Here is a 23,406-nt window from a genome sequence, read left to right as displayed (position 1 = left end):
GCGACAGCGCCACCGGGCGCAATGGTTACTGGCGGGTCATCATTAGCTTACGCAGGGCGGCAAAATCCGCAGGCAGATGATGTGAAAGCAACGGCAGATCGGCGCGTTCGGCGAGCGCTTCAGGCAATGCCAGCGTTTCTCCCAGAATGGACTCCACGCTTTCTTTAAACTTCGCCGGATGCGCCGTTCCGAGAAACAAGCCATACTCGCCAGGGTTTAACTGGTCGCGTAATGCCCGATACGCTACCGCCGCATGAGGTTCCGAGATATAACCTTTCGCTTTCAGCTCGCGCATCGTCTGTTGTGTCGTAGTGTCATCCACCGCCGCATAGCCCAGCTCAGTCAGACGCCAGATTTTACGGCGGAATAGCTCCTCCACACGCGGCCAGTTATTCGGCTGGCTGACATCCATCGCATTCGACAGGGTCGCCTGCGTCGCTTTTGGCGCCCACTTCCCGTCATGCAGAAAACGCGGCACCGTATCGTTAATGTTGGTGGCGGCGATAAAGCGTTTCACCGGTAGGCCTAACGACTTCGCCAGCAGTCCTGCCGTCAAATCGCCAAAGTTGCCGCTGGGTACGGAGATCACCAGTTGGTTACGCGCCCCCTGCGGCAGTTGCGCCACGGCTTCAAAGTAGTAGCAAATTTGCGCCAGCAGGCGGCTGATATTAATCGAATTAGCCGAATTCAACCCCAGCGCCGTTTTCAGTTCTTCGTCATCAAATGCCTGTTTCACCAGCGCCTGGCAAGCGTCGAAATCGCCGTCGATCGCCACGGTCTCAATGTTGCCGCCCAGCGTACAGAACAGTTTTTCCTGCAACGGACTGATTTTACCGCGCGGGTAGAGAATGACGACCCGCACATTTTCCAGGCCATAGAACGCGTGAGCCACCGCCGCGCCGGTATCGCCTGACGTTGCGGTCAGAATCGTCACCGGTTTATCGCCGCTGATATGCGTCAGCATTTGCGCCATAAAACGCCCGCCGAAGTCTTTAAAGGCCAGCGTCGGACCATGGAACAGCTCCAGGCAGCCGACATCACTTTCTACCTGCGCTACCGGCGCCGGGAAAGCAAACGCCGCGCGGACGCGCTCTTCCAGAATTTGCTGCGGTATTTCATCGCCAATAAATGCCGAGAGGATCTTTGCGCTACGGCTGACAAAGTCCTGGTTGAGCATCTCATCAATTTCCGTCAGGCTAAACTCCGGCAGATCGTGCGGAAAAAAAAGTCCCTGCTGTTTGCCCAGCCCTTGCGTGACGGCCTGCGCAAAGCTGACCTGCTCATTATGGTCTTTCAGATTATAGAGTTTCATTGATTATCCCACTACTCGTGCGCCCGCCGTATCCAGCCGACAAATATGAACGAAGCCTTCCTGATTTTGCAGATAATGTTTGCTCAGCCAGTCCGCGACGCGCTGCGCCGTCTCCGGTTTATCGCATAGCGCAAACAGCGTCGGCCCCGATCCGGAAATCCCGCTCGCCAGCGCGCCGATCTCCGACACCGCCTGCCGCGCCTGGCTAAAGCCCGGCAGTAAACGCGCGCGGTATGGTTCGGCAATAACATCTTTCATCAGCGCGGCGGCAAGCTGCGGCTGCCGCGAGTAACAGGCGTGAATAAAACCGGCCAGATGCCGTCCATGCGCAATGCAATCCTGACGGCGATACTGCGCAGGCAAAATGGCCCGTGCTTCTGCGGTGGAAACTTTAATGCCCGGATAAGCCAGTACCCATAGCCACTCATCAAAGCCCGGCACCTGCTGACTAATAATGCCGTTTTCTTCAATCATCAACTGCATACCGCCAAGAAAGCACGGCGCGACGTTATCGTAATGGATGCTGCCGGAGATACGGCCTTCCAGCTCGCCCATCAGCGCCAACAGACGCGTGTCGTTTAACGGTTTGCCGCAGTGCTCATTCATCGCGACCAGCGCGGCGACGACGGAACAGGCGCTGGACCCTAACCCGGAACCAATCGGCATATTTTTTTCCAGCGTCATCGCCACCGGGATGGTTTTCCCCAATGCCTGGCAAAAACGTTCCCAGCACTGATAAACAATATTTTCACGCGGCTCCGGCGGCAGTTTATCGGCAAATCGCCCCAGGTTATGCAGACGGAAATGATCCGCTGCTTCAACGGATACCACATCGCCCAGCAACGTGCCGTCAACGGGTGTGACGGCCGCGCCCAACACGTCGAAACCGACGCTCATGTTCGCGCTGGAAGCCGGGGCATACACTTTCACCATGTTAAACTCCTAACTTCCATGAGAGGGTCCGTAACAGATCGGCAAACACGCCCGCCGCCGTCACATCATTGCCTGCGCCGTAGCCGCGCAGCACCAACGGCAAGGGCTGATAATAATGGCTGTAGAACGCCAGCGCGTTTTCACCGTTTTTCACTTTGAAGAGCGGATCGTTACCATCAACTTCGGCAATCTTCACGCGGCACACGCCATCCTCTTCGATATTGCCCACATAGCGCAATACCTTACCTTCATCACGAGCTTTCGCCACACGGGCGGCAAACGCGTCGTCAAGCTGCGGCAGATGCGCCATAAAGGCGGTCACATCGCCGGAGGCGTCAAACTCGTCCGGCAACACCGGTTCAATCACGATATCGGAAAGCTCCAGCTCGCGGCCCGTCTCGCGGGCGAGGATCAACAGTTTACGCGCCACATCCATACCGGAAAGATCGTCGCGCGGATCGGGTTCGGTATAGCCCATCTCGCGCGCCAGAGCGGTCGCCTGTGAGAGACTCATCCCCTCTTCCAGTTTACCGAAAATAAAAGAGAGCGACCCGGAAAGAATGCCGGAAAATTTTTGCAGTTCATCACCCGCATTCAGCAGGTTTTGCAGGTTTTCGATTACCGGCAAACCGGCGCCGACGTTGGTGTCATACAAGAATTTGCGCCGTGATTGCGCGGCGGCGAAACGTAGCTGATGGTAGTAGTCCATCGACGAGGTGTTCGCTTTCTTGTTCGGCGTCACCACATGGAACCCTTCGCGCAGGAAGTCGGCATACTGGTCGGCCACCGCCTGACTGGAGGTACAATCAACAATCACCGGATTGAGTAGATGATATTCTTTCACCAGGCGAATTAAACGTCCCAGATTGAACGGCGCGTTCGCTTGCGCCAGTTCCGCCTGCCAGTTGTCCAGATTCAGGCCATGCACATTGGTTAGCAACGCCTTTGAGTTCGCCACGCCGCACACGCGTAGATCGATGTGCTTGTTCTTCAGCCAGGTTTGCTGACGTTTAAGCTGTTCCAGTAGCGCGCCGCCGACGCCGCCGACGCCAATGACAAACACTTCAATCACCTGATCGGTATTGAACAGCATCTGGTGCGTTACCCGCACGCCGGTGGTGGCATCGTCGTTATTCACCACCACAGAAATGGAACGCTCAGAAGATCCCTGAGCGATCGCCACGATATTGATATTAGCCCGCGCCAGCGCGGCGAAGAATTTCGCTGAAATGCCGCGTAGCGTGCGCATACCGTCGCCGACAACAGAGATAATCGCCAACCGCTCCGTAACCGCCAGCGGCTCCAGCAGCCCCTCTTTCAGCTCCAGATAGAACTCATCCTGCATCGCACGGCGGGCACGCGCGCAGTCACTCTGCGGCACACAGAAGCTGATGCTGTACTCAGAGGAGGACTGGGTAATGAGCACCACCGAGATCCCGGCGCGAGACATGGCGGCGAAAACACGCGCCGCCATCCCAATCATCCCTTTCATTCCCGGGCCGGAGACGCTAAACATCGCCATGTTGTTAAGGTTAGAGATCCCTTTAACCGGCAGATTATCATCGTCGCTGGACGCGCCGATCAGCGTTCCTGGCGCCTGCGGATTGCCGGTATTTTTAATCAGACAGGGGATCTGGAACTGGGCGATAGGCGTTATGGTGCGAGGGTGAAGGACTTTAGCGCCGAAGTAAGAGAGCTCCATCGCTTCCTGGTAGGACATCGATTTCAACAGCCTGGCGTCCGGCACCTGGCGCGGGTCACAGGTATACACGCCATCGACGTCAGTCCAGATTTCACAGCAGTCAGCGCGTAAACAGGCGGCCAGCACGGCGGCGGAATAGTCGGAACCATTACGGCCCAGCACCACCAGTTCACCCTTTTCATTACCGGCAGTAAAGCCCGCCATCAGGATCATGTGATCGGCCGGGATCTGGCTGGCGGCGATACGGCGAGTCGATTCCGCGATATCGACGGTAGATTCAAGGTAATGGCCCACCGCCAGCAGTTTTTCTACCGGATCGATCACCGTGACGCGATGTCCACGCGCCTCCAGGAGTCCCGCCATAATCGCGATCGACATTTTTTCGCCACGGCAAATCAGCGCGGCGTTGATGCTATCCGGGCACTGACCCAGCAGGCTGATACCATGCAAAACATGTTTGATCTGAGCGAATTCTTGTTCGACAACCATTTTCAACCGTGCAAGCGGGAATCCCGGCTGCGCGCTGGCAAGTCCTGCGAGCAGGTCAGAAAAAATACGTTCGGCATCGCTGATATTCGGCAAAGCATCCTGGCCGCCGATAGTTTTTTCAATCATCGCCACCAGATGGTTGGTAATTTTCGCGGGGGCGGAAAGTACGGTCGCTACCTGCCCTTGCCTGGAATTGCTTTCCAGAATATCGGCAACACGCAGAAAACGTTCTGCATTTGCCACTGATGTACCGCCGAACTTCAACACTCGCATGGTTGTTACCTCGTGATCTCTGGTCGAAAAAAAAGCCCGCACTGTTCAGGTGCGGGCTTTTTTCTGTGTTTCCTGTACGCGTCAGCCCGCACCGTTACCTGTGGTAATGGTGATGGTGGTAATGGTGGTGGTGCTGATGCGGTTCATGGATGTTGTGTACTCTGTCATTTTTATTTGTCTGTCTTGTATTCCTATATTGGTTAAAGTATCTGCCCGCCTAAGTCAATAAATTTTTAAATTGATCACATTCCGAAACTTGTTCATGTGCTGCTGGCGATATATTTATTTTCAATCAATTTCCCCTGTTATGATCTCTTGCAACCAGACGTAATCTCTTATTATTTTAAAAATTACAACACGTTATTTTGTTAGTTTTTTTTCAATATCATGGACCAAACGGTGCAACATTGCCGTATCTCGCTGTCCCAGCAGGCCGATTCGCTGTTGTAGCCAGTCGGTTAATTTGTGGTCATCGGCCGCCTCCAGAGTGGTTAGCAGGCGTAAAAGGCGCGCGCGTAACGCCTGTAACTGCGATTCATCAGCAATATCAACGGATTCCGGGGTCTGTTGCATTAAACCTGCTAATTGATAGCAATACACCATGACCGCCTGACCCAGATTGAGCGAAGGGTAATCCGCCGCCATCGGCACGCCGGTCAATACATCCGCCAGCGCCAGCTCGTCGTTGGTCAGACCGGAATCCTCACGGCCAAAAACCAGCGCGGCATGACGCATCCAGCGTGATTTTTCCTGTAATAAGGGAACCAGTTCAGCGGGCGAAGCGTAGTAATGAAATTTTGCCCGGCTGCGGGCTGTCGTCGCTACGGTAAAATCCACATCGTGGAGCGCGTCGGCAAGGGTGTGGAAAACCTCAATATTATCAATAATATCTCCAGATCCATGTGCGACCCAACGGGTAGCGGGCTCTAGGTGCGCCTGGCTGTCGACAATACGCAGGTCAGTAAATCCCATGGTCTTCATAGCCCGGGCGGCTGCGCCGATATTTTCCGCTCTGGCGGGAGCGACAAGAACGATTGTTACACGCATTTCATTACTCTTTTTGACTAATTTACAGGAAATTAGCTGGCGTTTGTAAGCATATTACGCTTCGCAAATTTACAAAATTTTAACGGATATCACTGAAAAAGCATTTTTGATTTCGTAAAAGACGCTACACTATTGCGTATCTGTACTATTGCTGTTTATGTTAACAGAACATCGTTATCCTGCTGTTTATTTAGGATAATTTAATTTAAAATAGATCCTGTTCTTTGGATTCATCGCATTTATTAGTTGGCTTACGTAACTAGTTGGAATATTGCAAATTTGTGATGAAAGCTAGCATTTAGCTACGATGATTTCATCAAACTGTTAACGTGCTACAATTGAACTTGATATATGTCAACGAAGCGTAGTTTTATTAGGTGTCCGGTACGTCTTAGCCTGTTATGTTGCTGTTAAAATGGTTAGGATGACAGCCGTTTTTGACACTGTCGGGTCCAGAGGGAAAGTACCCACGACCAAGCTAATGATGTTGTTGACGTTGATGGAAAGTGCATCAAGAACGCAATTACGTACTTTAGTCATGTTACGCCGATCATGTTAATTTGCGACATGCATCAGGCAGGTCAGGGACTTTTGTACTTCCTGTTTCGATTTAGTTGGCAATTTAGGTAGCAAACATGCAGACCCCGCACATTCTTATCGTTGAAGACGAGTTGGTAACACGCAACACGTTGAAAAGTATTTTCGAAGCGGAAGGCTATGATGTATTCGAAGCGACAGATGGCGCGGAAATGCATCAGATCCTCTCTGAATATGACATCAACCTGGTGATCATGGATATCAATCTGCCAGGGAAAAACGGTCTCCTGTTAGCGCGTGAACTGCGTGAGCAGGCTAATGTTGCGCTGATGTTCCTGACGGGCCGCGATAACGAAGTCGACAAAATTCTCGGCCTCGAAATCGGCGCGGATGATTACATCACCAAACCGTTTAATCCACGCGAATTGACCATCCGTGCCCGTAACCTGCTGTCCCGTACCATGAACCTGGGTACCGTCAGCGAAGAGCGTCGTAGCGTTGAAAGCTATAAGTTCAACGGTTGGGAACTGGATATCAACAGCCGTTCACTGATCGGCCCGGACGGCGAGCAGTATAAACTACCGCGCAGCGAGTTCCGCGCGATGCTGCACTTCTGCGAAAACCCTGGCAAAATTCAGTCTCGTGCCGAGCTGCTGAAAAAAATGACCGGACGCGAGCTGAAGCCGCATGACCGTACTGTTGACGTCACCATTCGTCGTATTCGTAAGCATTTCGAATCCACGCCGGATACGCCGGAAATCATCGCCACCATTCACGGCGAAGGTTATCGCTTCTGCGGCGACCTGCAGGATTAATTCGGCCCAGGCGCCAAACCGTAAAAACAGCCGGTAAGTTATTCTTACTGGCTGTTTCTTATGCTCCCCTTCCGCTAAGCGGCCCCGCTTTCCCTCCTGACCTGCCGTTATGACGTACTCTTTTACATAAAAATTGTCGTATAGCGCTGTTTATCTCAGCTTGCGAAAGTTAAGGTAGTTTGTGTATTTACATTAAAGAGTAATACACGGGATTTGTTGGTCCCCAAAAATTAAGGGGATGCTCACAGGACGTGAGGTTTCACAGGATGAAAAAATCACCATTATGCTGCTACCTGTTTTGTGCAGCGATGTCAGCTTCATCAGCCGCGCTGGCTGCTACCGCGCCGGTCTCCGCAGGCGTTATTCATTTCAAAGGCCAGATTGTCGAATATGGTTGTAATCTTGCGCCTCACGATCGCAATATCGAGGTATCATGTTTGCGGAATCCCCCATTTGCAGACAGTCGCCACACCGTCTGGAAACGCTATTTCGTTGATGAATGGAATCGCCACGGTACGGCACGTGTCGTTAAAAGATCATCCGGAGATTCAAAGCCTGATCGTCCAGTACCGCTAACCGCTTATGGCTCCCGACGGGAGGAGTTCCGGCAGGCGGCGATTTCGCTCAGTAAAACGCCGCCCGCTTGCATTTTGTACTTTTCTCTCATTCGTATCCTCCAACAGCGATGTTCATCGCTTCGCTATCCTGTACGCTCTACGCGCTCGTTAAGCACGGTACCTATGATAGCTGTCATAAAATGATTGCAAATAAAATCATCACATTTACTATGGTTAACCTTAAAAACAGCGTTGTCGCTCATGCATTGATAAGGTGAATACATTGACTTAAATATTCTTGTTGGCTATTTTAATTTACTTAATTATAATTTAAGTGAATATTAAATTTATGTTTACCTTTTAATAGTCAACCACTTTATCAGCCATAATAATGGGGAAGATATGAAGCAGTTAAACGGCGGGAATGTGTATCGTCCCACAGGGAAAGAAAAAAACCTGCAAGCCATTTTAAATATTCATCGGCACGTTATTCAAAACATCTCCCCTGTCACTATTACGGCCGGTAAAACCCTGGATATCAAGATTGATAATCAATCCCACATCCTGTTAATCACTAAAGGCGCTATTAAAGTATGTCGGCGTATCGACAGTATTGTAATGGGCTGTGGTGTCTCGCCAATGATTTTAGGCCTTGTAGATGCCTATGCCGACTTATACCAGTTAGAAGAGAATTCAGACGTCTTTTTTATCGCCGAAACCACCTGTGAATATTATCCTGTCCCAGTAAAAGATTTTGTGGAAATAGCCGATGAAAAGCATCTCTGGCGTGACATTTCGAACATCCTGATGTACCGCATTGCTTTCATGAGTAACCGTGACAGAAACCTTATCGGGCAGGACGCCTATAGCCAGATAAAAGCGCTGTTACTTGAACTGTGGTCGTATCCTGAAAGCTCACGATTTGAGATCAACGCACAGAACTTCATACAGCAGAGAACCGGGCTTTCACGCAGCCGTATCATGCAGGTACTTTCAGAATTAAAAGCGGGGAACTATATAAAAATACTGCATGGAAGACTGTTAGAGCTTCGAAACCTGCCGGTTTCATTTTAAATGAACAAGCGTCGTATATTATTAAAAATAAAGCAATATAGAGTTAAATAAATCCTCCAGGAAATAATAACTATTATCAAAAAAGAGATCTTGCTCTATAAATCCAGTCATCTACCGTACTTCTTTAGTGGTATTTTATTAAACTTTGTTACCGGGTCCGAAACTGGACTGCCGTTCAATATTGCATCAGAATTTTTATTGAGTTCATAGTTGATATACGTAGAATAGCCGCCTGCTTATCTACAGAACAGAAAGAAGCGCATACAGAGTAAAATATAATATTTTATTTTATATAGCTATCTTTATTTTTCAGCGAATAGAATCAGGCAACAATTAATATGTTTAATAAGAAAATTATCATCCTGGCAATGTTAACTGCCGTAGCATCCACACCGGTATTTGCCCAGAACACGATTACGTTCAATGGCAAAATTTACGATCAGGCGTGTACGGTTCAGGTTAATGGCTCCACGGATACCACCATTGATTTAGGTAATTACAGCAAAGAACGCATCGCGGAAAAAGGCGCCACAACCGATTACGTGCCGTTTACCGTAAGCCTGGTTAGCTGCCCGGAAGCAGGGACTGGCGTACCGACCCAGGCCATGTTCCGCTTCCACGGCGCAACAGATGATTCCAACCCAACGTACTTCAAAAACGCGGACGAAGGATCGGAAACGGGCGCCGCGGGTGTCGGTATTTCTATTCAGAACGCTTCACATAGCGATGTGACAGATAACACGGATGATGCCGCAGTAAGCCTGCCAACCGACGGCTCGACAGCAGACTTTACCTATTACGCCGCCATGGCAAACGATGGTTCCGCAACCGTAACCGGTGGAGATGTTAGCACTCAGGTTACGTATACCGTTTCGTATCAGTAAGGCATTCTCATCCTGATGTGGACAGGCAGGATGCCAGTCCATAGCGTAAAACATCTTTACAGAGTAAAAAATGAAACACATAAAGAAATCCGTGTTGGTCGTATTACTGACAAGCCATGTTGCCCATGCCAGCATTGTTGTTGGCGGAACCCGACTGGTTTTCGACGGCAATAATGATGAGTCGTCAATCAATGTAGAGAATAAAGACAGCAAAGCGAATCTTGTTCAGTCATGGTTATCGGTTGCCGATCCCCAGGTCACAAATAAGCAGGTGTTTATTATCACCCCGCCTCTTTTTCGCCTTGATGCCGGGCAAAAGAACAGTATTCGGGTTATTCGCTCTGGCGCCCCTCTACCTGCAGATCGGGAGTCTATGTACTGGCTCAATATTAAGGGTATTCCTTCTATTGATGATAATGCCTCCGCGAACCGCGTGGAAATCTCCATTAATACCCAAATAAAGCTTATTTATCGACCGCCAGCATTAACCAAATCAACGCCTGATAGCCAGAGCCAACAATTAAAATGGCAGACGGCAGGGGATGTTATTACCGTAAATAACCCTACCCCCTATTATATGAACTTTGCCAGTGTGACGCTTAACAGCCATGAAGTGAAATCAGCGACCTTCGTTCCGCCAAAATCATCAGCGTCATTTAAATTGAGTTCGACTGCCGCCCCTCATGGTACGGTAACGTGGCGATTAATCAGCGATTATGGGATGAGTTTAGAGCCGCATTCCGGTTCATTCTAGCCATTAACGACTTCACTTTACTTTTACCCTTTCAGGACTTTTACTGTGCAATTCTCCAGAGTAGAGCCCCGTTCTCAATTAGCGTTATCGTTTCTCTTTATATGCTGATCCATAAAACCAGCGTTAGCGCATGATCATTTTAATCCATTATCGTTGGAAAATGATGAACCGGGCGTGGAGAATGTCGATCTATCGGTTTTCGAAAAGGGGGGCAGGCAGAAGGCACCTATAATGTTGATATTTATATTAATAACACTAATGTTGAAACAAAAAATATTGCCTTTAAAAATAAAAAATCAGCAGATAATAAGCTCTCCCTACAGCCATGTCTTAGCGTTGAACAACTCAAGCAGTGGGGCGTAAAAACAGAAAACTTCCCCGAGCTTAAAAATGACCCAAACGGGTGTACCGATCTTAGTCTGCTGGCTGGCGCTGTAGCAAAGTTTAATGTCATCGGTAACCGGCTGGATTTAGCGATCCCTCAAATCGCGTTGATCGCCGACCCGCGAGAATTCGTCCCTACCAGCAAATGGGATGAAGGCATTAATGCTTTTTTGCTGAACTACAGTTTTACCGGATCGCAGGATCACGATATTGATGAAAACCGGACGGAAAATAGCGAATACGCTAACCTGCGCCCTGGTATTAACATTGGCGCATGGCGTTTTCGTAACTACTCAACCTGGAATCATGATAGCGATGGGCAAAATAGCTGGGATTCTGCCTACACCTATGTTTCTCGCGATATCGAATTTTTAAAAGGACAGCTGATCGCCGGGGAAAATAACACGCCCGCAGACGTCTTTGACAGTATTTCATTTAAGGGCGTACAGATCTCTTCTGATGACGATATGTTGCCGGACAGTATGAAAGGGTTCGCCCCGGTCATTCGCGGGGTGGCCAAAAGCAGCGCGCAGGTAACCGTTGAACAAAACGGTTATACCATCTACAAAACTAACGTTCCGGCGGGCCCATTCGCCATCAACGATCTTTATCCAACCGGCGGTTCGGGCGACCTGTACGTCACCATCAAAGAATCCGATGGTTCTGAACAGCATTTCATTGTGCCCTACGCCAGCGTTCCGGTATTACAGCGTGAAGGCCACCTGAAATACGACTTGACGGTAGGCCGCACGCGTTCATCAGATACGCATTCCGCGCAACAGAATTTCGCAGAACTGACGGCCTTATACGGATTAGCAGGCGGCGTAACCGCCTATGGCGGAATAGAGAGTACGCTGAGCAATGATGTTTATCATGCGGCGCTCATCGGGACAGGCTTAAACCTTGGCGATCTGGGCGCATTGTCTTTAGACGTCACCAACTCATGGTCAAAAATTAAAGCAGGCGATGTGGTTAGCGATACGCTTACCGGACAGTCCTGGCGTATTCGTTACAGCAAAGATATTCAGTCAACAGGCACCAATTTTACTGTCGCCGGTTACCGTTATTCGACCAAAGATTACTACGCTCTTGAGGATGTGCTGGATACCTATAGCGATAATAGTCACTATGATCATGTCCGCAATCGCACCGACCTGTCGTTGTCGCAAGACATTATCTACGGTTCCATTTCACTCACTTTATATAATGAAGATTACTGGAATGACACTCATACCACATCATTAGGTATTGGCTATAACAACACATGGCATAACGTAAGCTATGGCATTAACTATTCTTATACGCTGAACGCCGATAATACTCAGGATGAAGACGACGATACGGAAGACAGTAATGACCAGCAAATTTCAATCAATATTAGTATTCCGTTAGATGCCTTTATGCCGTCAACGTATGCCACCTACAATATGAACTCCGCGAAAGACGGCGATATCACGCATACTGTCGGTTTAAACGGCACAGCGCTGGCACAGAAAAATCTCTCATGGAGCGTTCAGGAAGGTTATTCCTCTCAAGAGAAAGCCACCAGCGGTAATGTGAGCGCAACCTATAACGGGACGTATGCGGATATTAACGGCGGGTATAGCTACGATAATCATATGCGTCGCCTGAATTATGGCGTTCAGGGCGGCGTACTGCTACATCGAAATGGCCTGACACTATCCCAGCCAATGGACGACACCATCATATTGGTTAAAGCCCCTGGCGCAGCAGGTGTCCCCGTGAATAACGAAACGGGCGTGGACACCGATTTTCGGGGTTATGCCGTCGTACCTAATGCTTCGCCTTATCATCGTAATGAAGTGTCTTTAGATACGACAGGCATTAGAAAAAATATTGAGCTCATTGATACCAGTAAAACGCTGGTGCCTACCCGTGGCGCGGTGGTCAGGGCTGAATATAAAACCAATATTGGCTACAAGGCATTGATGGTATTAACCCGCATAAACAATCTGCCTGTTCCTTTTGGCGCGACCGTCTCGTCTTTAACAAAACCAGACAATCACAGCAGTTTTGTTGGTGATGCGGGGCAAGCCTGGTTAACCGGACTGGAAAAACAAGGGCGGTTATTAGTGAAGTGGGGGCCAACAGCAGCAGACCGGTGTCAGGTCTCTTATCGTATACCGAGCTCCCCCTCCGCTTCTGGCGTAGAAATCTTACACGAGCAATGCCAGTGATTCTGGTGGGATAAAAGATGAATATGAACAGATTTGCTGCATTAGCCGCCCTGTTAACGTTCACGGGTCTGGCATCATGGTCGCCCTCGATCAGCGCGGCATACAATACCGCAGATGCCGTAGACATTAACGTTACGGGATTAATTTATGCCGATCCGTGTACCGTGACGGTACCTGACACGATCTCTCTTGGGCAATATGCCCGGGCGGATATCGCTGTGGCCGGTGGCAATACCGCCACCATTCCTTTCACCATAAAAATGACGAATTGCCCGGCAACGACCACAAAAGCCGCGATTTCATTTAACGGCGTACCTTATCCCGATCCGAATTATGCTTCTGCGATTTACGCAAACAGCGCGGCCAATCCGGCGCAGGATTTAGGATTACAGCTTTTTAACCTGGACAGTAAAAGTCTGGTTAATCTGGCCAATAACGTCACTTACACGGTGGATATCAACAGTAATACCCATGAAGCCAATTTGCCTGTCGCCGCAAGGATGTATACCCCGTATGGAAAAGTCACGGCAGGGGATTTCACGTCCGTTGTGACGATCACTATCGCATGGCAATAATATTTTTCTATTTCACCTGATATAAAAGCAGGAATTTTTCATGAGAAGGTTATATCTGGCGCTTATTCTGCTGTTCGCGTATTCCGGTCATAGTTACGCCTCCTGTAAACGTTCCGGTAATGAAGGCGCGATCACTATCACCCCGCCGTCGCAGCTTGTGGTGGATAGCCACGCCTATACCGCAGGCGAAGTGTTGTGGCAATCGGGCTGGGTTTCCACCTCCGAAGTCACAATGGATGGCTGTAGTCGCGATTATAAGGTCGGTTTTTATATGAACCCGGTAGCGCGCAGTCAAATACATCCGCGACAATCAATGCGAATGACGGGAACAACACGCCGGTATTTAGCACCGGGATTTCCGGCGTGGGCATTGCGATTAAAACCCAAACGAATGCTGGCCCTTACGATAATGTCATGCCAATCGATAATACGTACCATAATGGCGATGGCAATAAAACCCACCATGCGATGGCCCCCGCCTACAATGTTGAACTGGTCGCCTTAGGCGGTCCGATCACCTCCGGTACCGCGACATTCCAAAGCCCACTGGCACGTGTATCCTTTCGCGATAGCGCAACGGAAAGCTCTGGCGGCGATATCCTGACCCATCTGTATTTGGGTAATACGCAATTGATCATGAAAGCGATGGGATGTCGGGTAGAAACACCTGCCATCACCGTTGATTTAGGCAGCGTCAATTTAGGCAGTTTCGCTAACAGTCAAACCGCGGGCACAGGCAAGCAGGATATCTTATTGACCTGCGAACAAGGCACCGCTATCTCCGCATCGTTAAGCGCCCAACCGGCCAGCGGAAATAACCCTGATAATTCAGTCATCCAGTTGAGCAATGCAAGCGCGCCAACCAGCGCAACCGGCGTTGGCGTACAGTTGGGTATTCAGGCGCCGGACTCTGGTTTCTTTACCGACAGTTTGCCAATCAATCAAAAAATTGATCTCTTTACTCACACGATTACCACCAATGCCGATGGCAGCCAGACGGTTAACGGCGGAACCATGAATATGTCGACCACCCTGAAAATTAGCGCGCGCTACTATAAAACCGCCGCCACGGTAACGGCCGGGCAAGCGAATGCCACGGCAACATTAAACCTGACCTATAACTGACGGCATCACATTTTCTGGCGCTGCGCGGGAAAACGTTAACGCGCGCGCCCGTTAGATTTATTTCCACAAACGTAATTCGTCATCTTTTACTGGCGGTAATGACTTACGTTGCTGACAAGAGAGCGAATACCAGTCCAGATGGCGCGTCAGGAACATCACGCCGCCAAGCGCCAGTAGCAGAACGCCGGTACCCAGAAGCAACGAGCTATCTTCCGAACGCAGTAACCCCCACATCACGCCATCCAGCGCCAATAACGCTAACGTAAACAGCACGCTATTGCGCCATCCTTTCAGTACCGCCTGCAAATAAACGCTATTCATCAACGCGCCCACTAGGCTTGCGGCGATCCAGGCTGGCGTGAAACCGATATGTTCCGACAGTGCCAGCAACAGCAGGTAGAACATCACCAGCGATAACCCTACCAGCAGATACTGCATCGGGTGTAATCGCTGTCCCGTCAGGGTTTCGAAGACAAAGAAAGCCATAAACGTTAGCGTAATCAACAAAATGGCATATTTCGTCGCTCTGTCCGTCAGTTGATACTGATCGGCTGGCGTCGATACAGCGACGCTAAACGCCGGTAAGTTGTCCCAATCCACCTTTTGCGCATCAGCAAACTGTTCGCCGAGATTCGTGGCAAACCGGCTGGTTTGCCACTGAGCCTGAAATCCTGAACCGCTGATTTCGCGTTTACCGGGAAGAAAATCCCCCACAAAATTTGGGTGCGGCCAGTTACTGGTCAGGGTCATTTCACTGCTACGCCCGACAGGAACCAGTGAAAAGCTGCCGGTTCCGCTTAAATTTAACGACATCGCCAACGTCAGGTTGCGCGTCGCCCACTGACTGTCCGGTAGCGGGATATGAATGCCCTCTCTACTTTCCGGTAAGCCGGTCCCCGGTTCTACAGTGAGCATTTCACCATTCACCTGCGGCGCTTTTACTGCGCTGATACCGCGCGCATCGCCGACGCCCACGACGATAAAGGGCTTTCCAAGGGTAATATTCGGTCTGTTCAGCTCATGCAGACGGGCCACATCAAACTCTGCCTTTATCGCCATATCGGTATGCCACACCTGCCCCTGATAAATACCTATTTTTCGCGCTTCAACGTTTTGATTGCCTTCGACCAATAGCGACTCCGGCAGCCAAAAATAGAGATAGCTGCGCTTATACTGAACCTCTTTCTCCTCTTCCAGCACGGTATAGAGCTCTGTCACCGGAACCGCCACCAGCGGGCCGACAACCTTTTGCGGGCCGCTGGTACTCTGACGAATAGCGGCTTCTACATGGCTTCGATAATCAGCACGCTCCACGATGGTGTGCCGTACCATCATCAGGGGAATTAACAGCAGGATCATGGCGCCGCCTAACGTAATCATTTTCCACAACAGGGGGGATTTCAACATAGCGTTCTCCTTTGCAATGCCAGCAGTGTAAGAACGCGATGTGGGGAGAATTTGAAGTTATGTGAAGTGACGGTGAAGTGTCAACGAGGCCAGCACGCCGCCTTCGGGACGGTTGCACAACGTCACCTCACCGTTGAGGAGCCGCGCCGCCTCGCTGACAAACGCCAGCCCAAGCCCGCTGCTTTTACGCCCGTTTTCACGGGGCAACGAATAGAATCGGTCGAAAATGCGCGGCAGCGCAAAATCAGGAATACCACAGCCGGAATCCGTCACCTGCAGGATCGCTTTCTCTCCCATCGGCTGAGCGCTTAATGTGATAACGCCATTTTCAGGCGTAAAGTCGATGGCATTGTCCAACACATTGCCCAGCGCCTGCGCCAGAAGCTCCGCGTCGGCGACGACAACCAGCGAGGAAGGACGTAGAGTAAGCGTGATCTTTTTTGCCGCCAACTGAATACTGCGCGCCTCGCTAAGCTGCGTAAATAGCTCATCAACAGCAACCGGCGCGAGAGGGATATCCTGTCGGTTTTCCAGCCGCGCCTGGCGCAGCAGGGTTTCTACCAGCGCCTGCATTCGCGTATTTTGCGCCAGTATATTCTCTGTAAAGCGGGTAACCACATCCGCGGGCGGTCCTTCACGCAGAATCTCCGCCGCGCCGCGTATCGCCGCCAGCGGACTTTTCAGCTCATGAGTCAACGCATACACGTACTGCTCAATGTCATTCTTGCCTTCCAGCTTAATGCGCATACTCTCCAGCGCCTGCGCCAGTTTACGCAGCTCGCTGCTGCCTAATGCAGGTAACGCAAGCGGGCGGTTTTCGGTGACGGAATCCGCATAGCGCGTCAACCGGGCGATGGAGCGGTTAATCCACCAGACCATCCCCGCGCCAATCGCCAGCGCAATTCCCAGTAAAACGGCGCTGGCCCACAGAATGCGCCGTTCGCTGCGCTTAATCACCGGCGCCATTGCCGCATTCGGTTTGCCGACAGTCAGGACGCCGATGATCCGTCCATCGCTGATTATCGGCGCGGCTACGTACATCACGGTGCTATTGGGATCGGCAGAATCTTTTGCCGTGCTGCGGGCGCCATACTGTCCGCGCAACGTAAGCCAGACGTCATTCCAGCGAGAATAATCCTGCCCCACCGCTTTGTTTTCCGAATCAAACAACACCTTCCCCTGCGCATCCGTCATGTAGACATGGTATTCATTACGCACTTTGACGATCCCGCTGATATTGGCGCGAAACGGGCGATGTTGCAGCTGGGCGAATGCTTTCGCCAACTGGCCGTCAGTCGGGTTGCCGGAAAGGAGATCGTCGCGGGCCAGCGCCGCCAGCAGCGTCGCGGTGTCAATCAGCGTCCCTTCCGTCGCGCGGCGGACGCCCGGCTTTATCTCCTGAACAAAGATAGACAGCACAAACACGGCGGCGACGGCGACAATAAGAAAGTAGCCCAGCAGCAAACGCATTCCGATGCGCATCAGATGCTCCTCAGGCTGTATCCCATTCCACGATGCGTGTTAATTGGCGAGAGATCCGGGTTGATCGCGCGTAGTTTAGCGCGCAGGGTTTTGATGTGCGTATCGACCGTCCGATCGAAGGTCTCTTGGGCATCAGACCAGACAATATCCATCAATTGCTGGCACGAGTACACGCGCTCCGGCGACAGCAGCAGGGTTTTAAGGAGCAGAAACTCATAACGCGTCAGCGAGAGCGGCGTACCAAACCAGGCGATCTGCGCCGCCGGTTCATTGAGATCAAAATGTCCGGTACGCACCACCGGCGACGGCGCAGCAAACTTTTTCACCCGGCGCAGCAGCGTGCGCACGCGGGCGCTCACTTCGCGCGGCGAGAACGGCTTGGCGACATAATCATCTGCGCCGATCTCCAGACCAAGCAATCGATCCACTTCATCGCTACGGGCAGTCAGGAAAAGAATCGGCAGCGCCGGATGACGCTCCAGCAACTGCCGACACAGCTCAAAGCCGCTGATATCCGGTAGTCCCACATCGAGAATCACCGCATCTGGCCGTTGCTGACGCGCTTTTTCCAGCGCGGGCAGCCCGCGAGCGAATAGCTCAACGGTAAACCCTTCCAGTTGCAGGGTGTAGATGAGCGTATCGGCGATTCCCTGTTCATCCTCGACTAACCAGACCTGCGGTTGCTGCATACGCTTTCCCTGTTATTGTCGCCACGGCATGACCGGCACCGCGCTGATGGCGTTCTTCGGCGACCCGTCGACCACTTTGTCGGAGTAGGCCAGATACGCCAGCGTGTTGCGTTTCTCATCATAGAAACGTACGACCTGTAATGACTTAAATATCAATGAGGTGCGTTTTTTGAAAACCACCTCTCCCTGCGCCTTGCCGTTCTTAATTTTGTCGCTCAGTTCAATAGGCCCGACCTGCTGACAAGAGATAGCGGCGTCAGACGTATCTTCCGCCAGCCCCAATCCGCCTTTTATGCCGCCCGTTTTCGCCCGGCTAACATAGCACGTCACGTTTTTGACATCAGGATCGTCAAAAGCTTCCACCACGATTTTATGGTCAGGGCCGAACATTTTAAATACCGTATCGACTGAACCAATTTGTTCCGCGCGGGCGCTCTGCCCCAGCAGCAACAAAATTGAGAAAAGTACTAAGCTCTTGTATTTCATATTGTTACCATTCATAAAAGCTACGTTGCGTAATTATTAGACATTCTAAAATAAAATGGTTATAGATCACAGGATTAGAATAATTACCTGTCACGTTGCCTAAAAAAAGCATTTAAGCTCAAAAAAAACACTGAATGCTAAAAGAACAAAAAATGCTATTATCCTCTTACCTGATATCGGGTGCTCGTTGTTGAAAGGATGGGGATATTTTATGGATCAGGCTGGCATAATTCGCGACCTGTTAATCTGGCTGGAAGGTCATCTGGATCAGCCGCTGTCACTTGACAATGTGGCGGCAAAAGCAGGCTATTCCAAGTGGCACCTACAGAGAATGTTTAAGGACGTGACGGGCCACGCTATTGGCGCTTATATCCGCGCCCGTCGTTTATCGAAATCAGCAGTGGCGCTGCGTTTAACCGCGCGTCCAATTCTGGATATTGCTCTTCAGTACCGCTTCGATTCTCAGCAAACCTTTACGCGCGCCTTTAAGAAACAGTTTTCCCAGACGCCAGCGTTGTATCGTCGCTCCCCGGAATGGAGCGCCTTTGGCATTCGCCCGCCATTACGGCTGGGCGAGTTTACCGTGCCGGAACATCAGTTCGTTACGCTGGAAGATACGCCGCTGCTTGGCGTCACGCAGAGCTATTCCTGCTCGCTGGAACAGATTTCCGACTTCCGCCACGAAATGCGCGTGCAATTCTGGCATGATTTCCTCGGTCATTCGCCAACTATTCCACCAGTGCTTTATGGGCTTAATGAAACGCGCCCCAGCATGGAGAAAGACGATGAGCAGGAAGTATTCTATACCACCGCACTGCCGCAAGAGCAGGCCGATGGCTATGTTCAGTCGGCGCATCCCGTGCTGTTGCAGGGAGGTGAATACGTCATGTTCACCTATGAAGGGTTAGGAACCGGCGTGCAGGATTTTATCCTGACCGTTTACGGCACCTGTATGCCAATGCTGAATCTGACCCGTCGTAAAGGGCAGGATATAGAGCGATACTACCCGTCAGAAGATACCAAAACCGGCGATCGCCCTATCAACCTGCGCTGCGAATTTCTGATCCCGATTCGCCGTTAACGCTGTAGCTCATCCAATGCAGGGGTGTCCAGATGCGAAACGTCCCCTGCGGTTTCTACCACCCAGCCAGACGCCAGCCACTGACTTTCCTGGTAATCGATACGGGAAATAGAGCAGTTGCGCAAACGTAACCGGCGTTCCGCCCAGGCGGGTAGTCCCAGGATAGTACTGACCAGACAGCCCAACGCGATACCGTGACTGACCAATAAAGGTCGGCTGCCCTGCGGTAGCTCCAGACAGGACGCCAGCGCGGCATGAACGCGATCGCTCAACTCCTGCATCGATTCCCCACCAGGAATGCGGCCATCCTGCGTGCCGTTGACCAGCTGACGACGCCAGCCCTCTTCTTCTTCCGTCAGCGAATCGATCTGGCGCTTTTCCAGCACGCCCATATCCAGCTCGCGCAGGCGGAAGTCAAAGGTAATATCACACCCGCACGCCTGGGCGATAATCTCCGCCGTGCGTTTTGTGCGGCCTAAATCGCTGCTGATGATATGGGTGATGCCGAGGCTGCGGGCGCGTTCTCCTACCTGCATGGCCTGCTGCTCTCCTTTTGCCGTCAGGGGACTGTCCGATTGGCCCTGAATACGTCGCTCGGCGTTCCACTGCGTTTCACCGTGGCGAACAAGGTATACCTGTAACATGTTTTTTTCCGTTATACTGCGATAAATTTTTAAAACTGAGCTTAATTATGCACCAGGTTATCTCTGCGACCACCAATCCTGCCAAAATTCAGGCAATTCTACAGGCATTTGAAGAGATTTTCGGCGAAGGATCGTGCCATATTACACCCGTCGCCGTCGAGAGCGGCGTACCGGAGCAGCCCTTCGGAAGCGAGGAAACGCGTGCTGGCGCACGAAATCGCGTGGGTAATGCGCGACGCCTGCATCCACAAGCTGATTTCTGGATTGGTCGCAAAGAGGGCGCCATTGGCGTATTTACCGCCGGAAAATTAACGCGCTCCAGCGTTTACTACCAGGCGGTGATCCTGGCGCTCAGCCCGTTTCATAACGCGGTGTATCGATAATTATTTGCGCTATGTTGTAGGCCTGATAAGCACAGCGCCATCAGGCATTTCGCGGCGATGTTGCCGGATGGCCGCTTCGTCTTATCCGGCCTACGAGCAAATCAGGCGCTTTTCAGCAGTATCTGCTCAAGCCAATGACGCAGTTCAACCGGCGCGGATTTCAGGCTGTTTGACCCGCGTGTGATGGTAGCGATGCCCGCCCCCAGCTCGGTTTTCAACTCGCGCTGGCTCATTTCGCCACGCAGCAACTCCTCAATAATGCGCACGCGCGTTCCCAGCGCTTCACGCTCGTCCGGCGTAAGCATCAGTTGTAATAAAGGCAGATGCAGATCCTCTGCATATGCCTGACGGAGTAACTCCACAAAACGAAGCCACTCCTGATTACGTTGTTCGGCGATAGCCGATGAATAAGGGGAATGCTGGGTCATGTTATACCGCCGTTTGTACTGTTACACGAGTACAAATGATAACATAACCCGTCTGCATTAATACCGTCGCTGCCACTCAGAGTCGCTCATTAAGGCCTCTTTCTGTCCCATAAAGTGGCGATAGTAAGCGTCATAGGCCAGAACGTTTTTCACGTAGCCGCGCGTTTCCGAAAAGGGAATGCTTTCGACAAACGCTACGGCATCGATACGCCCGGCGCTATTGCCAAGCCAGGTGCGCACGCGTCCCGGCCCGGCGTTATACGCCGCCGATGCAAAAATGCGGTTATTACCAAACTGCTGATAGACATACTGCAAATAGCTGGTGCCAATGTTGATGTTGGTCTCCGGCTCCAGCAGTTGGCCGGGGCCGCGGTAGTCCGGAATCGAAAACATTTTCACCGTATGGGTGGCCGTTCCCGGCATAATCTGCATTAAACCGCTGGCCCCTACCGGTGATTTTACTTTCGGGTTCCAGGCGCTCTCCTGGCGGGCAATCGCCATGGCATAGCTTTGTGAGATATCTTTTCCGCGGGTATAGCGGGTAAAAAGATCGTTATACGCCAGCGGGAAACGCTCCTCCAGATGATCCCACAGTTTTCCGGCGATCGTCGCCTGTACGCTCAGATCCCACCAGTGCTGGTTAAACGCATAGCGCGCCAGCTGCGCCTGTTCAGATTTACTACGGCTTTTTACCAGATTCGCCCATTCGCTGCGCGCCGTGTTATCCAGGTTCCAGTACATCAGCTCCCGTACACGCGCCATCTCCGGCCCCTGCGTCAACGCGCTGTTTACGTTGGCGGGCGCTTTATCGATTTTAAGCGTGTACTCTTCGCCTAAACGCTGCGCCGCGACCATCGGATAAAAACCGCGCTTCTGCATTAAAGCATGAAGGATCTCTTTCGCTTCGGCGTCACGACCGCGCTCCAGCAATAAATCCGCCTGCCAGTAACGCCACTCGTCTTTCTCTTTCGCCTCCATCGGCAGGCGGGCAAGCCAGGTATTGAGACCGCGACGATCGCCCATCCCCAGCGCCATACGCACGCGCCGCTCGATAAGCGACGTCGATTGCGAGCGCATAATCGCGTCATCGCGCCATTTCGCCTGCGCATCGGTCACATCGTTGCCCATCAGTCGCCAGGCAACGATATCGCGCAGCGCCTGCGTTTGTTCCTCATTAAGTTTCTGCGCCTGTACCAGCGAGGGGATCATCAGACGCGCATTTTCCGCGTCCTGGCGGGCGACGCTGGCAAACGCGACTTCCGCCATCTGGCGGGTAAAATCGGTGGCGCCGGTGGTGCGTGCAAAGGTCAACACGTTATTAGGGTCATTAGCGAGGGTAATGATCGCTGAGGCGATCGTTTGATATTCCGCCGGCATCTGTCCGGCCAGCACCGTAACCAGCCCCGTATTTCCGGCTTTCATCGCCAGCCGAATACGTTCCAGATACGCCAGCGGGTCTTGCTTGCCGGAGGCCCGCCAGACGCTGAACAGTTTATCGCAGGCATTCGGCTGACTTTTGCCGGTCAGCCAAAGGTCTTTCGCGCCCTGCCAGGCCGCTTCCGTTTGCCCGGTACTCCATTTCGCGTAGTAATAGTTACATTGCGCTTCCGTGGTGCCGGGTTTCTCCGGGCTAAACGCCAGCAAGCCGCGCCAGTCTTCACGACGCGCCAGCTCATTGACGAAGCGCGATTGCAGCGTACGCGCAGGCGGAAGCGTAGGATTGGCGCGCACAAACTGCGTGACGGCAATCGCCGGTTGGTTCATCAAATCGTCGGTGATCTTACGGTATTCCAGATACGGGTAGAGCGGATAATCTTTCAGACCCGGCATCATCTGCTCTACCACATCCATCTGGCGGTTGTCCCAGGCCTGCTTAATCTGCGCATAGCGGTTACGCTGCTCTTCCAGTGAGTCGGCCCGCGCGAGGTGACAAAAGGTCAACAGGCATACGCTGGCGGCGACGAGACGCCAGACAAATGGTTTGGCTCTATCCACAAGCACTTCCTCAATTGTTATCCAATGCAGCATCATGCCGCGTAATGAATTTATGCTAACCAGTCATAGCCATTTGCGCCACGTTACGGACACTTTTTTACTTTTATTGCGAGTGCGATCTGCTGGCTGGGCTTAGGCAGGGAAAAAGGCTA

20 protein-coding genes, 3 pseudogenes and 1 other annotated feature are annotated in these 23,406 nt (G+C 51.7%); of the genes and pseudogenes, 10 read left to right on the top strand and 13 right to left on the bottom strand.

The annotated features are described in order from the left end of the window. Positions 1 to 25: 25 nt before the first annotated feature. From thrC to yjjY, 6 genes are all read right to left on the bottom strand, one after another. Positions 26 to 1,312, bottom strand: a complete 1,287-nt coding sequence (gene thrC, locus AAYN39_RS20485) for a threonine synthase (RefSeq protein ID WP_000781103.1) — start codon at positions 1,310 to 1,312, stop codon at positions 26 to 28. Positions 1,313 to 1,315: 3 nt separating this feature from the next. Further along, the gene (gene thrB, locus AAYN39_RS20480; RefSeq protein ID WP_000241685.1) at positions 1,316 to 2,245 is read right to left on the bottom strand and encodes a homoserine kinase; all 930 of its coding nucleotides are present in this window, start codon (positions 2,243 to 2,245) and stop codon (positions 1,316 to 1,318) included. A gap of 1 nt (position 2,246) precedes the next feature. Further along, positions 2,247 to 4,709, bottom strand: a complete 2,463-nt coding sequence (thrA, locus tag AAYN39_RS20475; RefSeq protein WP_001264731.1) for a bifunctional aspartate kinase/homoserine dehydrogenase I — start codon at positions 4,707 to 4,709, stop codon at positions 2,247 to 2,249. Between the two features lie 25 nt (positions 4,710 to 4,734). After that, positions 4,735 to 4,855 (bottom strand) — a sequence feature (Thr leader region). Further along, positions 4,791 to 4,856 (bottom strand): thr operon leader peptide, encoded by a 66-nt coding sequence (gene thrL, locus AAYN39_RS20470; protein WP_001575544.1) that lies wholly within the window; start codon positions 4,854 to 4,856, stop codon positions 4,791 to 4,793. Its footprint overlaps the feature before it by 65 nt. Positions 4,857 to 5,069: 213 nt before the next feature. Further along, positions 5,070 to 5,756, bottom strand: coding sequence for a tRNA/rRNA methyltransferase (locus AAYN39_RS20465; protein WP_001266768.1), 687 nt, complete (start codon positions 5,754 to 5,756; stop codon positions 5,070 to 5,072). A 399-nt stretch (positions 5,757 to 6,155) separates the two neighbouring features. Next, positions 6,156 to 6,296, bottom strand: a complete 141-nt coding sequence (yjjY, locus tag AAYN39_RS20460; RefSeq protein WP_001541509.1) for a protein YjjY — start codon at positions 6,294 to 6,296, stop codon at positions 6,156 to 6,158. 95 nt (positions 6,297 to 6,391) lie between these two features. Here yjjY and arcA point away from each other — a divergent pair, with 95 nt between their 5' ends. From arcA to sthE, 8 genes and pseudogenes are all read left to right on the top strand, one after another. Beyond that, positions 6,392 to 7,108: a two-component system response regulator ArcA gene (gene arcA, locus AAYN39_RS20455; protein ID WP_001194359.1), complete on the top strand. Its 717-nt coding sequence runs from the start codon at positions 6,392 to 6,394 to the stop codon at positions 7,106 to 7,108. Positions 7,109 to 7,374: 266 nt separating this feature from the next. After that, a pseudogene (locus tag AAYN39_RS20450) lies at positions 7,375 to 7,684 on the top strand (hypothetical protein). 383 nt (positions 7,685 to 8,067) lie between these two features. After that, positions 8,068 to 8,739: a winged helix-turn-helix transcriptional regulator gene (locus tag AAYN39_RS20445; protein ID WP_000811633.1), complete on the top strand. Its 672-nt coding sequence runs from the start codon at positions 8,068 to 8,070 to the stop codon at positions 8,737 to 8,739. Between the two features lie 338 nt (positions 8,740 to 9,077). Then, positions 9,078 to 9,623, top strand: a complete 546-nt coding sequence (locus AAYN39_RS20440; protein WP_000482240.1) for a fimbrial protein — start codon at positions 9,078 to 9,080, stop codon at positions 9,621 to 9,623. 70 nt (positions 9,624 to 9,693) lie between these two features. Next, on the top strand, positions 9,694 to 10,377 hold the full coding sequence (gene sthA / locus AAYN39_RS20435; protein ID WP_000680527.1) for a fimbrial biogenesis chaperone SthA: 684 nt from the start codon (positions 9,694 to 9,696) through the stop codon (positions 10,375 to 10,377). 45 nt (positions 10,378 to 10,422) lie between these two features. Beyond that, positions 10,423 to 12,959: pseudogene (locus tag AAYN39_RS20430) on the top strand (fimbrial outer membrane usher protein). Between the two features lie 17 nt (positions 12,960 to 12,976). After that, complete coding sequence (locus AAYN39_RS20425) at positions 12,977 to 13,534, top strand: fimbrial protein (RefSeq protein WP_001056988.1); 558 nt, start codon at positions 12,977 to 12,979, stop codon at positions 13,532 to 13,534. A gap of 40 nt (positions 13,535 to 13,574) precedes the next feature. Next, positions 13,575 to 14,659 (top strand): annotated as a pseudogene (sthE, locus tag AAYN39_RS20420) (fimbrial major subunit SthE). A gap of 57 nt (positions 14,660 to 14,716) precedes the next feature. Here sthE and creD read toward each other — a convergent pair. Genes creD through creA form a run of 4 tightly spaced genes read right to left on the bottom strand, consistent with a single transcriptional unit; the run spans position 14,717 to position 18,723 of the window. Next, entirely contained in the window at positions 14,717 to 16,066 is a 1,350-nt protein-coding gene (gene creD, locus AAYN39_RS20415; protein ID WP_000920380.1) for a cell envelope integrity protein CreD, read from the bottom strand. A 57-nt stretch (positions 16,067 to 16,123) separates the two neighbouring features. Continuing rightward, complete coding sequence (creC, locus tag AAYN39_RS20410; RefSeq protein WP_001219536.1) at positions 16,124 to 17,548, bottom strand: two-component system sensor histidine kinase CreC; 1,425 nt, start codon at positions 17,546 to 17,548, stop codon at positions 16,124 to 16,126. Further along, complete coding sequence (gene creB / locus AAYN39_RS20405; RefSeq protein ID WP_001187043.1) at positions 17,548 to 18,237, bottom strand: two-component system response regulator CreB; 690 nt, start codon at positions 18,235 to 18,237, stop codon at positions 17,548 to 17,550. Before creB ends, creC begins: the two co-directional genes overlap by 1 nt. Before the next feature lie 12 nt (positions 18,238 to 18,249). Beyond that, complete coding sequence (gene creA / locus AAYN39_RS20400; RefSeq protein WP_000875811.1) at positions 18,250 to 18,723, bottom strand: protein CreA; 474 nt, start codon at positions 18,721 to 18,723, stop codon at positions 18,250 to 18,252. 211 nt (positions 18,724 to 18,934) lie between these two features. On the opposite strand from creA, the gene robA reads away from it, so the two are divergent. Further along, positions 18,935 to 19,804: an MDR efflux pump AcrAB transcriptional activator RobA gene (gene robA, locus AAYN39_RS20395; RefSeq protein WP_000371679.1), complete on the top strand. Its 870-nt coding sequence runs from the start codon at positions 18,935 to 18,937 to the stop codon at positions 19,802 to 19,804. On the opposite strand, the gene gpmB is transcribed toward robA, so the two are convergent. Continuing rightward, a complete protein-coding gene (gpmB, locus tag AAYN39_RS20390) occupies positions 19,801 to 20,448 on the bottom strand; it encodes a 2,3-diphosphoglycerate-dependent phosphoglycerate mutase GpmB (protein ID WP_000942359.1) in 648 nt (215 codons plus the stop codon). The genes robA and gpmB overlap by 4 nt on opposite strands. 47 nt (positions 20,449 to 20,495) lie before the next feature. On the opposite strand from gpmB, the gene AAYN39_RS20385 reads away from it, so the two are divergent. Then, positions 20,496 to 20,831, top strand: coding sequence for a DUF84 family protein (locus tag AAYN39_RS20385; RefSeq protein WP_000554312.1), 336 nt, complete (start codon positions 20,496 to 20,498; stop codon positions 20,829 to 20,831). A 101-nt stretch (positions 20,832 to 20,932) separates the two neighbouring features. Here AAYN39_RS20385 and trpR read toward each other — a convergent pair whose 3' ends face one another. Together trpR and sltY are read right to left on the bottom strand one after the other, a co-directional pair. Next, complete coding sequence (gene trpR, locus AAYN39_RS20380; protein ID WP_000192005.1) at positions 20,933 to 21,259, bottom strand: trp operon repressor; 327 nt, start codon at positions 21,257 to 21,259, stop codon at positions 20,933 to 20,935. A 57-nt stretch (positions 21,260 to 21,316) separates the two neighbouring features. After that, positions 21,317 to 23,254 carry a murein transglycosylase gene (gene sltY / locus AAYN39_RS20375; RefSeq protein ID WP_000373272.1) on the bottom strand — a complete coding sequence of 646 codons (1,938 nt, stop codon included), beginning with the start codon at positions 23,252 to 23,254 and terminating at the stop codon, positions 21,317 to 21,319. Positions 23,255 to 23,406 lie beyond the last annotated feature (152 nt).

Source organism: Salmonella sp. K21076 (assembly GCF_039650795.1).
Lineage (GTDB): Bacteria > Pseudomonadota > Gammaproteobacteria > Enterobacterales > Enterobacteriaceae > Salmonella > Salmonella enterica.
Note: the sequence above shows the minus strand (reverse complement) of the source record. Positions and strands in the feature narration are given on the sequence as shown.